This window comes from Collinsella phocaeensis (genome assembly GCF_900119895.1).
In the GTDB taxonomy this organism is placed as follows: domain Bacteria; phylum Actinomycetota; class Coriobacteriia; order Coriobacteriales; family Coriobacteriaceae; genus Collinsella; species Collinsella phocaeensis.
This window is the reverse complement of sequence record NZ_FQLR01000004.1, coordinates 351004-364829: the sequence shown is the minus strand read 5'-3', so window position 1 is coordinate 364829 and position 13826 is coordinate 351004. Positions and strand designations below refer to the sequence as shown.

Genomic DNA, 13826 nt, shown 5'->3' with positions numbered 1-13826 from the left:
AATCGAGAGAAGAAAGGCCGCTTCCCCACGAAGGGCAAACGGCCTTAAACATACACATGAAGTAAGGGGCGGGGTGCTCTTGGAGCTTGCGAGCACCCCGGGCCTTAGAGCCTTACCAGATGCTGGGCCACAGGCCGAAGGGGCCAGCGCCGAGCAGGCCGATGATGAGCAGCAGGACGATGCCCTTGATCGGCGTGAAGTTGTGCTTGGCGAACAGGAAGTAGAGGCCAAGCACGAGAGCCAGCGGGACGAGCTTCGGCAGGACGGTGTCCAGCGTGGAAGCGACGGAGTAGCTGACCTCGGTCTCGGTGACCTCAGCGTAGGTCACGGAGCTCATGCCGTTGCCGAGCTCGGTGATGCCGCACTCGACAGCGTTGCCGTCAGCGTCGGCAGCGGTGAGGGCGGAGCCGTCCTCAGCGGTCATGCCGAGCGTACCGGCCTCAGCGGTCTCGACGTCGATGGCGAGGTCGGCGAAGTTGGCGGCCTCCTCATCGGACACCACGATGCTGTGGGCAACGAGGCCACGGGTGGTGCCGTTCGGGATCGTGAGGTTGATCTGGGTGCCACCCATGGTGACCGTCAGGGCACCGACGACGAAGACGCCGAGGATGGAGGCGGCACGGGTGAAGGCCTGCATGTTGGCGGTCAGCGCGTCGATGGCGGCGGTACCGACCTTGTAGGACCACTTCATGAGGCCGAAGCGGCAAGCAGCCTGCGCGATGTTGAAGATCAGCAGGAAGATGAAGGGGGCCGCGATGGAGCCCTCGATCGCCATGTTGGAGGTGATGCCGGCCGTGATGGGCACGAGCGTCAGCCAGAACAGGGCGTCGCCGATGCCGCCCAGCGGGGAGGCAGCGGAGATGCGGACGGCGCGGATGGTCTGGGTGTCAAGCTTGTTCTGCTCGAGGGAGAGAACGATACCCATAACGAAGGTGACCAGGAACGGGTGCGTGTTGATGAAGTCCAGGTTGTGGTACATCGACGCAGCGAGGTCGTTCTTGTTGGTATGGACCTTCTCGAGGCCGGGGAGCATGGCGAAGAGCCAGCCGCCGGACTGCATGGTCTCGTAGTTGAACGAAGACTGGAGCCAATAAGAACGCAGAGCCATGCGGTTCAGGGTCTTATTGTCAACCTGCGGAGCGGGAGTCAGATCCTCGTACTGTGCAGGTACAACAAACTCATTAGATGCCATCGCTCATGTCACCTCCGTCAAAAGCAGCGCCCTTGAGCTCGGTCTGCTGCTGGAAGTCCCAGAAAGCGATGCCGAAGCCGATAAGGGTCAGGATGAGCAGGGCCGGGCCGGCGATAGCCGGGATGTTGACCGCGATGAGGGCCAGGCCGAAGCCCATGAAGAAGAAGCCCCACATGTCGCGGTTCATCATAATCTTCAGCAGGATGGCGAAGCCAACGAACTTCATCATGCCACCGGCAGCGGACAGGCCGTTGTTGACCCACTCGGGGATCGCGTCGACGACCTGCTGGCCGAAGGTCTGGCCACCGATGAAGAGCAGGGACACGATGACGGCGAAGATCAGGCCGAGGATGACCTCGGAGATGACCGTCAGGCGGGTGATCGCCTTGGTGTCAGCCTTGGTAGCGGCGGCGCGGAAGGACTCGAGCATCGGGGCACGAAGCGTGAAGAAGAGGGTCACGCCGTACTGGCCGAGCAGGGCGAACGGAATCGCGGTAGCGGTGGCCACGTTCGGGTCCATGCCGAGAGAGCAAGCGAAGATGGCAGCCATGATGCCACCGATGACCGCGTTAGGCGGCTGGGCACCACCAATCGGCATGTTACCGATGGTCATCAGCTGATAGGTACCACCGACGACGAGGCCGGTCTGCACATCGCCGAGGATCGCGCCGATGATGGCGCCGGTGACGATGGGCTGGTACAGAGACTCGAGGAAGTCGAACTGATCGATAGCGGCAATGAAGGTAACGACGAAGATGAGCGCTACCTGGATAAAGGAAATGCCTTCCATCTTATGCTCCTCCTTTCGAAAAATGTCTTACATAAAGAACCTACAGGAAGCCCCGGACGGTGCGTCCGGAACGAAACGGATACGGAACCCTTACGAGAAGAGCTTGTTCGTATCCTCGACCGGCGTGCTCGGGACACGCCTGATCTCCAGCTCCACCCCCAATTCCTGAAGCTCTTTGAAAGCGGCGACATCGGAGTCGTCGACGGCCACGGAGGTAGCCACCTGCCGCTTTCCTTCCGACATGTGCATGTTGCCGATGTTGACCTTCTTTATAGGCACCCCGCCCTTGACGAGCGTAAGCACGTCCTGCGGAGTTTCGGCCACGATAAAGATCTTCTGCTTCGGGGACGCCTTCGCGATGATGTCGATGGTGTGCTGAAGCGAGAAGAAGCGGGTGGCGACGCCGGCCGGGGCCGCCATCTTCATGAGGTTCTGACGCATGGTGTTGGTGGACACCTCGTCGTTGGCGACGAGGATGAGGTTGGAGCCCAGGGTGGAGTTCCACTGGGTCGCAACCTGACCATGGATCAGACGGTTATCGATACGGGTGAGAAGAATGTTGGGCTCTGCCATTGCGATCCGTTCCTTTCGTGTTCGCATGTCTGGCTTATACAACATCGGGGTGGCTGGCGCCTTCCCTCGAGGATGCCTACTTGCTGATCTCCTGGATGGCGTACCGGGAAACGTCGAGGGTCGCACCGGAGCGCACCTTGACCTCGACCACGTCGCCGTCGACGCTCTTGACGGTTCCGAAGATCCCGCCGCCGAACATCACGCGCTGACCCGGTGCGAGCTCGGTGTGGATCTGCTCGAAGTACTTCGCCTTCTTCTTAATGTTGGCCTTGGACCAGAAGAAGTAGACGACGCCCATGATGCCGATCAGGATGAGCAGGGCGACGGAGGAGGCGAGAACGTTCGCGCCGAAGTTCTCCATTAGATGCCGTCCTCGTCGAGCTCATCGGAAACCTCTCCCATGACAGCGGCGAGGGACTTGCGGCAGATCGCGTCCTGGCCGACCTGGACGGCCTGATCGGCGAGCGCGGTCACGTCGGTGGCGCCGGCGCGGGCGAACAGGAGCTCGATGATCATGGGAAGGTTGGCGCCGGTTACGATCTCGAGCTTGTCGATATCGTTGGCGATCATCATGGACTGGTTGAACGGGGTGCCGCCGAGCAGGTCGACGAAGACGATGACGCCCTCCTCGCACTCGGCGCGCATCGCGGAGATGGCGGCACGGAGGTCGTCGCCGTAGGTGGCGGCCTGAGACCCCTCGAAAGGCACGATCTGGAACGCGGGCTGATCGCCGGCGACCATGTCGAGCGCGCTCTTGATGCCGCAGGAGAACTCCCCGTGACCCGTCAGGATGAATCCGATCATTCCAGCGTTTCCTTTCCCTCAGGACGTGCGGAGGTCTCCGCAACTGGTTGTAACCACGTGATAAGTCGTTGGACATAGTACCATCACGCGAAGTGCCGTCAATCACAGGTTCTATATAAGCATCGTCGATGCCGTTCGCGGACGAAAAACGACCGTTTAAACGCTGTTTACATTTCTGACCTGCATGTTTAACAATATCGATCTCTTCTATTCACTTTTTTCAAGCACATTCCAATTTCGAAAATTGTTTCCCAGCTGTTTTTCCATATGGTTAAAACGCACAGGTAAATTATGAAGAGCTACACACTTGTATTAAAACTGATGAACAACTGGTATCGCTTTGATGAGCCGCAATATGGAGTTCCGTCAGCGGTATGTGTTCTTCTGCGAACGGTAAATTTGTCTACGATTTCGAGATAAGTGGACAGGTCATGCCGTATTGTCGCGCATGCGCCGACCCTCGTCCGCTCTCGTTCCGGCGCGCAACCGAGGGCCGAGACCGCCATGGAGCACGCGGCCCCATGCGTCGCGGACGCGGCCGTTCACCCCAGCTCCGGCAGCGGGGCCGCCGCGCACAGAAAAAGGGCCCCCGAAGGGACCCTCTTGCATTCAATGGAGCCAACGAGCGGATTCGAACCGCTGACCCACGCATTACGAGTGCGTTGCTCTACCAGCTGAGCCACGTTGGCGCATCCATGAACCGGATATGCAGGCGCACATCCGACGATTGGTTATAGTACGTGCTCCGATGCGTTTTCGCAAGTGCCTGCACGGGTTTTCTCGAAATTGCATCCCCGATCGGCAGCGAGGCGCGTGCATCCGCTCGGGTGCGGCCGCCCTCGGCCGCCGAGCCCACCGCGAGCAAGACCGTCGGAATAGCCTCGGCGCGCAACCGCACGGTTCGGCGCCCTACTCCGTCTCGTCCCAGTACGCATCATCGACGATCTTGAAGCAGATCTTCTTGATCGCGCGCGCCCCGTCGCCGGGGAACTGGAGCGTCGGCATGTGCGGCTCACCGACCACGAACAAGGCGAACTTCCCTTCGTCCAGGTCGCCGAGGATGCCGTCCCCGGTATCGACGAGCTCGAAATCGTCCGCCTCGTTGAACGGCTCGACCCCGGTCTGCTCGCCCAGGGCGACCTTGAACGCCTCGCGCCCCTCGACGTCGATCTGGAGATCGTGGTAGCGGCGATGCGTCTCGTAATGGGCACCCTCCTCGAGACGCGTCGTCGGCGCCATCACGTTGGCGTACACCCGCTTTCCCAAGATCTCGTGGGACCCGCAGTCGAGCTGGGCGGGATCGTATTCCGCCAGCCAATCGATCAGCGCGTCGAGTCCGCGGTAAAGGCCGCGGTAGCGCTCGATATCGCACAATGCCCCGTAAATCATCAGTCCATCCTCTCTCCCGGGCCTCTCGCCCGCACGCTATACGCGGCGCATCCACGACGTCGCCCCGCGTGGCCTCGCCGCAGGGCGACGCGGGGCCACGCGGCTTACTTCGCTGTCGCGGCGAGGCGCCTCAGCACGCCCAGGATCACATCGGTGCAGCCCTTGCCGATGGCGCCGCTCGCCTCGGCGAGCACCTCCTTGTGGGAGTTCGCGGGCTGGCCCGCGCGATTGGTGACGAGCGTCACGCCCAGGACCTGCATCTCCAGGGTGTGCGCCATGATAGCCTCGCATACGGTCGAGCAGCCCACGAAATCAGCGCCCAGGATACCGAGGGCGCGAACCTCGGCCGCCGTCTCGTACGTGGGGCCGAGGAGCCCGGCGTACACGCCGTCCGCGAGCGGCACGCCCGCCTCCTCGCCCGCCGCCCGGGCGAGATCGGTGAGGTAGGGCGAGTAGGCGCCGGCCATCGGGACGAACGGGTCCTCGCGGTCGCGGGCGGCGGCCAGGCCGCCGAGCCCCACGAGCGGGTTGGTGCCCGTGAGATTGATCTGGTCCGCGATGAGGCCGACCGTTCCCGGCGCCACCTGGCGCACTGCGCCCGAGGCGCACGTGAGGATGATGACGCGGCATCCGAGATGGTGCGCATGGCGCACCAAGGAGGTCACCGCAAGGGCGGAATACCCCTGATACAGGTGCACGCGGCCGGGATACACCACGACCGGGACGCCCTCGAGCGTTCCCACGATGACCTCGTGACGATGCCCCTCCACGGGAATCGCCTCATCGGGGAAGCCCTCGATGTCGTCGTACGGGATGCGCCGCACCGCGCGCACGCGGTCCGCGAGCGACCCTAGGCCGCTACCCAGCACGATCGCCACGGGATGCTCGAAACTCGGCTCGCAAAATGCGACCGTACGCTCGTCAACCATCGGAATACCTCCTCATCCGACCTGCCCGCGGCGCACCCGCGCATCCGGCGGCCCGCCGGGCCGTATGCGCCGCTCGATATGCGGTCCCTGCCGCATGATGGGCGTTCGCGGTTCAGGATACCAAGGCGCGGTGCGCACGGCGGCGCGATATCGTACGAACGGAGCGCTCCGTCCGTGTACGCGCGCGACGCAACGGATACGGCGGCAGAAGCCGCCTCGGGCAGCGCCCCTCAAAACGAGACGGAGCCCCCGCCGAGAAGGCGGGGGCTCCGTGAAGCACACACGATGGGCGAGGTCGAGCCGCGCGGACGCACCCGTTCGCTACACGAACAGGCCGAGCAGCGTGACGTCCGCGCTCGCGAACAACGTGTTGCAGAAATCGCGATACGTCGTGTTGGCCTCGGATGCGACGCTCGAGTACTCCTGGTACGCGGTGTAGTAGGCGGTCAGGGCCTGCTCGTAGGTCGCGGAGTCCGCGGTGAAGTCCTGGCCGGCCAGCGCCGTGGCAAACGCGCCGTCCTCGCTCGCCCAGGTGCCCTTCTCGGCATCCCACTCATCGCCGGCGAGCGCGATGATGTAGTCGGCGTACTCCTTGGAGGCGGTAGAGGTGTCGCCGTCGGCCGGCTCCTCGGGAGCCTCGGGAGCCGAGGCGGTGACGTCGCCCACGACCTCATCGTAGAGCTGCTTGAGCGTCAGCTGGTCCTTGACCACGCTCTTGGCCTGCTCCTCGGAAAGCCCGTACTGCTCGGACATCTCGGAGTAGTCGGAGGTGCCGATCGTCGACACGGCGTACTCGGCGATCTCGTCGTCGGTCGGCTCGATCCCGCGCGCGGCGGCCTCGTCGAGCAGGATGCGGTTGCGAACGTAGGCCAGCGTCGTGTCGGCCGTGGGAACGGCGTAGTTTCCGTCCTCGTCCTGGGCGGTCTCCAGGCTGTACTGGTCCTCGATGACCTCGCGGACGGTCAGGGTCTTGGTGGCGCCGCCGTAGGTATAGCGCGCGACCGCGGCGTCGAGCTGGCCCTCCTCCACCGTGGCCGAACCCGCCCCCTTGGCGCCGAAGCCGCCGGAGCCGAAGAAGTAGCCGCCGATCGCGGCGACGACCACGAGCACGGCTGCCACGGCGACAAAGACCTTGGAGACGCCGCAGCCGGGCTTTCGCGGCTCCCCGTCCCCGGGATCCGCCGCGTCGCCGTCGTGCGACCCGCCGTCGTTGCCCGAGCCGCCGTCGCCACCACCGTCCGAGCCGTCGCCTGCGATGTCCTCGGCGCTCTCGCCCTCGACGAGATCGACCTCGACCTGGGGCAGGTCCTCCGGCACATCGGAGCGCTCGATGACCTCGATGCCGTCGACGACCTCGTGCTCTTCCTTCTTCTGGATCAAACCCATGGGCATATCTCCTTGCATGATCGCGCCCGCTCGCGACAGCGGGCGTCAGGGTCCTAAATGAAAAAGAGGATACGCCATCCTGAGCGGCGCATCCCCTTAGGTCTTTATTAAACGGTTCGACCCGACGAATTACTCATCAGCGTCATCGTCGTCCGAGGCGGCCTGGGCACGCGCGCGCTTCTGCGGGTTCTCGAGCTTGAAGCGCTTGACCAGCAGGCTGTAGATCTCGGAGGAACGGGCCTTGAGATAGCTTCCCTTGCCGTTCTCGGCATCGAACTGGAGGCGCCCGGCGAGCTCGCCGGCGACGCCGCCCTCGATCTTGCCCGTGGCGAACAGATGCAGGTAGCCCAGCATGTCACGGTACTCCAGGTCGCCGTGATAGCACTGGATCGCCTCGTCGAGCAGCGGCCACACCTTCCGGGACCTGCCGCGATCGGTGGCGCCCCAGGTGCAGAGCAGGCGGAACGCGGACAGGCGCAAGGTGGCGGAAAGCTCGTCGAACAGGGCGGCCTCGGCCCCGTCGTAGGCGGCACCGACCTCCTTGGCGTGCGTCTCGGTCAGGATCGACAGGGCGTCGATAATCTCCCAGCGCGTCTGGGCCTCGGGGCGCTCCAGGGCGTCGACCAGCTCATCGATATACGGCGCGAGCAGCTCGGGTTCGCGGTCGGCGAGCAGGTGCACCACGTGCGCGGCGAGCTGGCGGGAGCGACGGGTGCGGCCGGAGAGCTCCTCGACGAGCGCCGCGAGGGCGTCGCGGTCCTTCTCGACCGACGCGAGGCGCTCGGCCTCCTCGGGGGTCATCTCATGCATCGTAGTCTCAGCCATCGGTTGCTACCTCGCCTTCCTTGCTTCGTTATCCCTTTTCGCCGCGTCGCCGGACACCGAGATCAGATCGGGGCCCGCCTCACCGGACTTGCGGCGGCGCCGGCGCTCCTCGCCCACCCCGCGCTCGGCGACGTCGCGCTGCCCGCGGTTGACATTGAACATCTTATCGTGGGCGCGCCAGATGCCCACCGACTCGCCGAATCCCATCTTGAGTCCGACGATCGCGCCCGCAAGCAGACCGATCACCACCGAATACAGCAAAGGGAGCTGCGCGACGATAAACGCCAGCAGCACCGCGACGAGCACCGCGAGCGCGTTGAGCTTCCAGTAGTCCTTCGTGGAGACCACGCGGCCGCCCAGCGTGTTGCCGACCAGAAAACCGATGTAGACGCAGAACGCGAACAGGACGGCCGAGAGAATGAAGAACGCCATGCCCCGCTACTCCGCGTGGTCGTGGCCGCAGGCGCACTCGTGGTCGTCGCCGTGGTCGTGGCCGCACGCGCACTCGTGGTCGTCGCCGTGGTCGTGGCCGCAGCCGCAGCCGTCCTCGTGCTCGTGCCCGTGCCCGTGCTGGTAGAGCGACCAATCGAGACCGGCGGCGACGGCCTCGGCCTCTTCCTGGTACAGCAGGGTGATGGCCTGCGTGCCCAGGGAGCCGCCACCGATGGCGTCGAGCATGTCGTAGAGCGTGAAGGCGGTGTCCGCCCCCGGAAGGGCGATCTCCTTCTCCTCGGCGAGCTGCAACGCCAGGCCGATGTCCTTGAGGAAGTGCTGGACCATGAAGCCCGGCTTCCAGTCGCCCTCGAGCGCCTTGGGAGCGAGGTTCTCCATGGCGCCGGAGGCCCCGGTGCCGCCGAGGATCATCGCGCGCGTCTGGGCCAGATCGAGCCCGCTCTGCTCGGCGAGCGAGAGCGCGTCGGCCATGCCCACCATGCTGGAAGCGAGAGCGACCTGGTTGGCCAGCTTGGCAGCCTGGCCCTTGCCCGCGCCGCCGAAGCAGAAGATCGTGTGGGAGAACGTCTCGAGGACGGGCCGGATCGCCTCGATGTCGCGCTCGGTCGCGCCGGCGATCAGCGTCAGGGTGCCGGCGATGGCGCCCGCCTCGCCGCCGGTGACCGGGATATCGAAGGCGTGCTTGCCCATGGTCTCGGCCGCCTCGGCGATATCGCGGGCGAGCTCAGGAGAGCTCGTGGTGAGGTCGACCAGGTACGCGCCGTCCTTGGCCGAAGCGAGCAAGCCGTCGCCCGAGAGGTAGACCTCCTCCACCTCGGTGGGGAAGCCGACCATCGTGAACACGACGTCCGCGCCCGCCGCCGCGGCGGCGGGGCTGTCCGCCCACCGCGCGCCGCGCTCGATGAGCGCCGCGGCCTTGGCCTGCGTGCGGGTGTAGACGGTCACCTCGTAGCCGGCGTCCAGGATGTGGCCGGCGATGGGCGCGCCCATGATGCCGGTCCCCACGAAAGCGATCTTAAGGTTGTCAGTTGCCATATGCATCTCCTTGCTCAAAGGTGTTGTACGGCGCCGGGCCGCGACGATGCGCGACGGCGCGTGCACGCGCGAAGCGGACACGCGCATGCGCGCCCGCCCGCACAGGACTTATTCCCCGCCGCGCACACGGCGTGCGATCCGGTCGGACAGCGAGATCTTCTCGGAGCGATCGCCGCCCCAGAAGATGATCGCCACCATGCCCGGACCGACATGCGATCCGATGGTCGGTCCCACCGACCCGCGGATGATGGAAAGGTCGGAGCAGCCGTCCTCCTTGCGGATCGCGGCCTCCAGCCAGTCGGCGTCCTTCTCGGCGTCCGCCGAGACGATGGTGACGGGCATCGACGGGTCGGGAACCCAGTTCTCCTTGAACGACTTGACGAGCGACTTCAGGGCCTTCTTCCGACCGCGGTTGACGCCGATGAGGGACAGGGCGCCGGAGAGGTCGAACGAGAGCTCGGGCTTGATGTCGAGCTTGCTGGACAGCTGCGCGGCCGCGGGCGGGATGCGCCCGCCGGCACTCAGGGCGTCAAGGCTGTCGAGGGTGAAGTAGCCGTGGATGTAGGTCTTCGCCTCGTCGGCCCAGGCAGCCAGCTGCGACGCATCGAGGCCGGCCGCGCGCTGACGGACGGCCTCCAGCGCAAGCAGCTCGCCGCAGGCGCAGGGCAAGGCGTTGTCCACCACGTGAAGCTCGAAATCGGGATAGGAGGCGCGGACCTGGTCGGCCGCGGTGCACGCCGTGCCGTAGCTGCTCGAGAGCGCGCTCGTGAAGCACAGGTACACCGTGGGCGTGCCCTCCTGGGCGCACTGCTCGAAGAACTCGAGATACCGCCCGAGCGACACCGCGGAGGTCGAGGCGGAAGATCCGGCGCGGAGCTTGTCGTAGAACTCCTCGGGCGTGATGCTCGTCCAGATATCGTCCGTATGCTCCTCGCCGTCCAGGATATAGGGGAATCCCAGGATGTCGACATCCAGCGACGCGGCGACCTCGGGGGTCAGGTCGGCGCAGGTGTCGATGACGATCCTCACGCCCGAGGGGGCTTCGTGTGCGGAATGCGTTTCGGCCATATGCTCCCTTTCGCGCTTACAGAAGAAGGCGGCCGCCCGCACGGGCGACCGCCTGCATTCGCTCATGCATGTGCATGTATTTTACTCGTCGAGCGTCTCGATTTTGGGCTTGATGATGCCGTATCCACCATTCTTACGGTGATAGACCACATTGATGAGCCCCGTCGTGGCGTTCTCGAAGACGTAGAAGTCATGCCCCAGAAGATCGGTCTGCACGAGCGCCTGCTCCTCGGTCATCGGCGTGATGTCGATGACCTTCTCGCGAACCAGCTGCTCGTCCTCCTCCGCGGGGATCAGCAGGTCGGCCAGATCCTCGACAGAGGGCACCGGAGCGACCTCGGCCGCGGACGGACCCTGCTGACGGTTGTCCACCACGCGCGTCTTGAACTTGCGCAGCTGGCGCGTCACCTTGTCCGCCGAAAGGTCGATGGCGGAATACATGTCCGCCCCGTGCTCGGCCACGCGAATCACCGAACCGCGCACGCGAACCGTGACCTCGACGATAGCCGGATTGGGGTTCGAGGGATTCTTCTCATAACGCAGCACGACATCGACCGTCATGGGGTTGATGTCGAATACCTTGAGGGCCTCGCCGATCTTCTCGTCGACGTGCGCACGCAGAGCATCGGTAACTGTGGTCTTGCGCCCAGAAACCTTGATATCCATACGTGGCTCCAATCTATCCGGGATTAGGACGTACCTCAGTTGTACCCACATTCCGCACGGGACGATGCGCAAAATGTGAAGACGCCGCTGACGTATTCTTCGCCCCCATGCGCCGATTGGCCCTTGCGCCCCATGCGCCGTTTGGCCCTGACGCGGCATGCGCCCGCCTCCCGATACGGTGCGCCGCATGGGAAACGCCCCGCCCTCCATGGTCGGGAGGACGGGGCGCATGCCGTCAATCTACGATACCTGCCTGTCCTGAGCTGCAGAAAGGATGGGAGCCTACCCCTGGAAGCTGTTGATGTCGTGGTCGATGGCGCCCTCGACGGCGTCATCGGACTCCCCCTCAGCGCCTGCGGAAGCGTCCTGGCCGGCCTCGGAGCCGTCCTCTTCCTGCTGAGCAGACTTGAGCTCCACGCCGGAGACGAGCGTCCCCGAGAGGCTCCCCGGAAGGGCCCCGAACCAGAACGTGCGCACGGAATCGAGCGTGCCGTCCGCGGAAACGGAATCGAAGGCCTCGACGACGGCCTCGGCCAGCTCGGGGCTGGAGGCCCTGACGCTCACCTGGAGCGTCGAGGGGGCGTCGAGCGTCCCGGCGATCCGGACCCCGGCGTAGGCGCGCGCGAGGTAGGCGCCGGCGGCGGCGTTGCAGGCCACGTAGTCGACGCGGCCCTCGGCCAGCGCCTCGAAGCACTCGTTGACGTTGGAGCAGTCCTCCTGGTTGACCGAGATGCCCGCGGAGTTCAGGGCGTCCGCGGCGGCCGAGGAGCCCTGGACGGCGACCGTGGCGCCCGCCAGCGACGCGGCGGAGACGGCTTCGGCCCTGTCCTTGTGGCAGAAGAGCGCCGACGCGTCCTCGAGATAGGATCCGACCGTCTCCACCTCGTCATCGGACGCCGAGGGGGAAGCGCCGAGGAAGATATCGGCCTCGCCGTCGGCGAGCGCGGAGACGCTGGCGGAGTCCACGAAGGCGACCGGGAGGCCGAGCCTCTCGCCGAGCTCCCGCGCGACGTCGGCGGCATAGCCCGTGACGGTCCCGTCCTGGGCGAGCATGGCCTGCGGGGCGCTGCTCGTGTTGAGCGCGACGGTGAGCACGCCGTCCTCGACCAGTGCGGAAGAACTCACCTGGGGCTCGACCGACTCCGGGCGGACCTCGGCGCGCGAGGGGGTCGTCAGCGCGCAGCCCGACCCGCACAGTGCGACCGCGGCGGCGCAGACGGCCGCGACGACGCGGCGGGAAGCGCTCGAAGATGCATGCAGCCTCATATGCGTTCGTCTCCATCCCATTCGACCCGGGCGCGAGCAGCCCGGGGCAGATTTCGATCGTTTCTCCCAGCTGACCTGGTCTTTGCCCCCACACCTGCGCACCGGGGCGTTTGCTCGGGGCACCGCGGTGCCCGTCACGACTGGCCCGCTCGCCCGCGGGGCGACATTGCCCCATAGAATGTAGAACGGACGGTGCGGCTTACCTCTAGGACGCGCCATGATCGCGCCGCGCGCACGCGGTCGCTTACGTGGATCCCTTCGACCGCGTCTGTCTTGGACTAGGAAGGACGCCGGGCGCCGGGGCGCCGACCCTCCCGCAACCACAGCCTGGGAGAAACAAAGCGGCATTATAGCAGGTCGCGGCTTTATTTGGGAGAAGTGCCGGGCTGGCCGGACCCCCGGTGTCGGCAAGACGGGCAAAACGGACGGGCGCGGCCCCTTCGCCCACCGCGAGCGAAGGTGCCGGACGGGCTTTCGGCCCACGGCGATCAGCCGCCCCAGACGCGGGCGAGGGCGAGGGCGTCCACCCGGGCGGCACCGGCGCGCCGGAGTGCCCCGGCGGCCGCGCCCATGGTCGCCCCCGTCGTCACAACGTCGTCCACGAGCAGGACCCGCATGCCCTCCAGGCCGTGAACCACCTCGTAGAGCCCCTGGGCGGCGGCGCGGCGACCCGCCCGCCCGTACGCGCGCTGGTCGCGCGCCCCGTGCTTCAGCAGCACGTCGTCGAGGGGCACGCCCGCCATCTCGGCCAGGGGGCGCGCGACCTGCTCCATGTGGTCGAATCCGCGCCGGCGAAACGCCGCCGCCGTGGCAGGGACGAAGCAGACGGCGTCCGCCGTGCTCAGGATCCCGCCGTAGCGCTCCGGCGCGGCGAGCTCGGCATGGAGGGCGCAGTCGAGGAGCATCTCGGCGAGCAGCCGCGCGAGCCGCCGCTCGCCCGCATCCTTGTAGGCGCGCACGATGCGCGGCAGCGGGCCCTCGTAGGTCGCCATCGCCAGGCAGCGCGCGATCGCGGCGTCATCGGCCCCGCCGGCGCGCGGCTCGTCCGCAGCGCCGCCGCCCGCGCACTCCGTGCACACGATGTCGCCGTACGGGGCCCCGCAGCGCAGGCACGCATGCGCGGGATCGATCAGGGTGAGCTCGCCGAGGCAGCGGTCGCACACGAGCGGACCCAGGCGCTCGCATCCGCAGCAGCGCGTGGGCGACAGGAGCTCGAGCGCCGATTCCGCCGCGCGCGCCACCGCCCCTCGCAAAGCGGGAGCCGCGTGCGCGAGCGCCCCGCCGCGCGCATAGCCGGCGGGCGGGCCGGGGATCTCGAGCGAGCCGGGTCCGGGCGCAGGGCCTCCTTTCGACAGCGCGGCGTCCTCCCCCAATCCAACGCGAATCCAACCCTCCATGCAGACGACCCTCCCTCGCGCGGGGCGAAGGAGGGTCGTTCCATGGAGGGCTT

15 protein-coding genes and 1 tRNA gene are annotated in these 13826 nt (G+C 66.2%); all 16 read right to left on the bottom strand.

The features are described from left to right. Positions 1 to 112: 112 nt before the first annotated feature. Entirely contained in the window at positions 113 to 1192 is a 1080-nt protein-coding gene (locus tag BQ7355_RS03670) for a PTS system mannose/fructose/sorbose family transporter subunit IID (protein ID WP_072414982.1), read from the bottom strand. Then, positions 1182 to 1982 carry a PTS mannose/fructose/sorbose/N-acetylgalactosamine transporter subunit IIC gene (locus tag BQ7355_RS03665; RefSeq protein WP_072414981.1) on the bottom strand — a complete coding sequence of 267 codons (801 nt, stop codon included), beginning with the start codon at positions 1980 to 1982 and terminating at the stop codon, positions 1182 to 1184. Before BQ7355_RS03665 ends, BQ7355_RS03670 begins: the two co-directional genes overlap by 11 nt. A 90-nt stretch (positions 1983 to 2072) precedes the next feature. Then, on the bottom strand, positions 2073 to 2555 hold the full coding sequence (agaV, locus tag BQ7355_RS03660) for a PTS N-acetylgalactosamine transporter subunit IIB (RefSeq protein ID WP_072414980.1): 483 nt from the start codon (positions 2553 to 2555) through the stop codon (positions 2073 to 2075). Between the two features lie 76 nt (positions 2556 to 2631). After that, a complete protein-coding gene (gene yajC / locus BQ7355_RS03655) occupies positions 2632 to 2916 on the bottom strand; it encodes a preprotein translocase subunit YajC (RefSeq protein ID WP_072414979.1) in 285 nt (94 codons plus the stop codon). After that, positions 2916 to 3359, bottom strand: coding sequence for a PTS sugar transporter subunit IIA domain-containing protein (locus tag BQ7355_RS03650; protein WP_072414978.1), 444 nt, complete (start codon positions 3357 to 3359; stop codon positions 2916 to 2918). Before BQ7355_RS03650 ends, yajC begins: the two co-directional genes overlap by 1 nt. A 613-nt stretch (positions 3360 to 3972) precedes the next feature. Further along, a tRNA-Thr gene (locus tag BQ7355_RS03645) sits at positions 3973 to 4048 on the bottom strand. 220 nt (positions 4049 to 4268) lie between these two features. Further along, the gene (locus tag BQ7355_RS03640) at positions 4269 to 4748 is read right to left on the bottom strand and encodes a NanQ anomerase/TabA/YiaL family protein (protein WP_072414977.1); all 480 of its coding nucleotides are present in this window, start codon (positions 4746 to 4748) and stop codon (positions 4269 to 4271) included. A 104-nt stretch (positions 4749 to 4852) separates the two neighbouring features. Further along, positions 4853 to 5677 carry a purine-nucleoside phosphorylase gene (locus tag BQ7355_RS03635; protein ID WP_072414976.1) on the bottom strand — a complete coding sequence of 275 codons (825 nt, stop codon included), beginning with the start codon at positions 5675 to 5677 and terminating at the stop codon, positions 4853 to 4855. A 321-nt stretch (positions 5678 to 5998) separates the two neighbouring features. Next, entirely contained in the window at positions 5999 to 7063 is a 1065-nt protein-coding gene (locus tag BQ7355_RS03630; RefSeq protein ID WP_072414975.1) for a hypothetical protein, read from the bottom strand. Positions 7064 to 7192: 129 nt separating this feature from the next. Next, entirely contained in the window at positions 7193 to 7888 is a 696-nt protein-coding gene (locus BQ7355_RS03625; protein ID WP_072414974.1) for a hypothetical protein, read from the bottom strand. Between the two features lie 6 nt (positions 7889 to 7894). Then, positions 7895 to 8320 (bottom strand): hypothetical protein, encoded by a 426-nt coding sequence (locus tag BQ7355_RS03620; protein WP_072414973.1) that lies wholly within the window; start codon positions 8318 to 8320, stop codon positions 7895 to 7897. A 6-nt stretch (positions 8321 to 8326) separates the two neighbouring features. Continuing rightward, on the bottom strand, positions 8327 to 9376 hold the full coding sequence (locus BQ7355_RS03615) for an NAD(P)-dependent oxidoreductase (RefSeq protein WP_072414972.1): 1050 nt from the start codon (positions 9374 to 9376) through the stop codon (positions 8327 to 8329). A 108-nt stretch (positions 9377 to 9484) separates the two neighbouring features. After that, positions 9485 to 10444 (bottom strand): DegV family protein, encoded by a 960-nt coding sequence (locus BQ7355_RS03610; RefSeq protein WP_072414971.1) that lies wholly within the window; start codon positions 10442 to 10444, stop codon positions 9485 to 9487. Between the two features lie 81 nt (positions 10445 to 10525). Further along, a complete protein-coding gene (hpf, locus tag BQ7355_RS03605) occupies positions 10526 to 11110 on the bottom strand; it encodes a ribosome hibernation-promoting factor, HPF/YfiA family (protein WP_072414970.1) in 585 nt (194 codons plus the stop codon). A 282-nt stretch (positions 11111 to 11392) separates the two neighbouring features. Then, positions 11393 to 12376: a substrate-binding periplasmic protein gene (locus tag BQ7355_RS03600; RefSeq protein WP_072414969.1), complete on the bottom strand. Its 984-nt coding sequence runs from the start codon at positions 12374 to 12376 to the stop codon at positions 11393 to 11395. A gap of 488 nt (positions 12377 to 12864) precedes the next feature. After that, entirely contained in the window at positions 12865 to 13773 is a 909-nt protein-coding gene (locus tag BQ7355_RS03595; RefSeq protein WP_083581526.1) for a ComF family protein, read from the bottom strand. Positions 13774 to 13826: the final 53 nt, after the last annotated feature.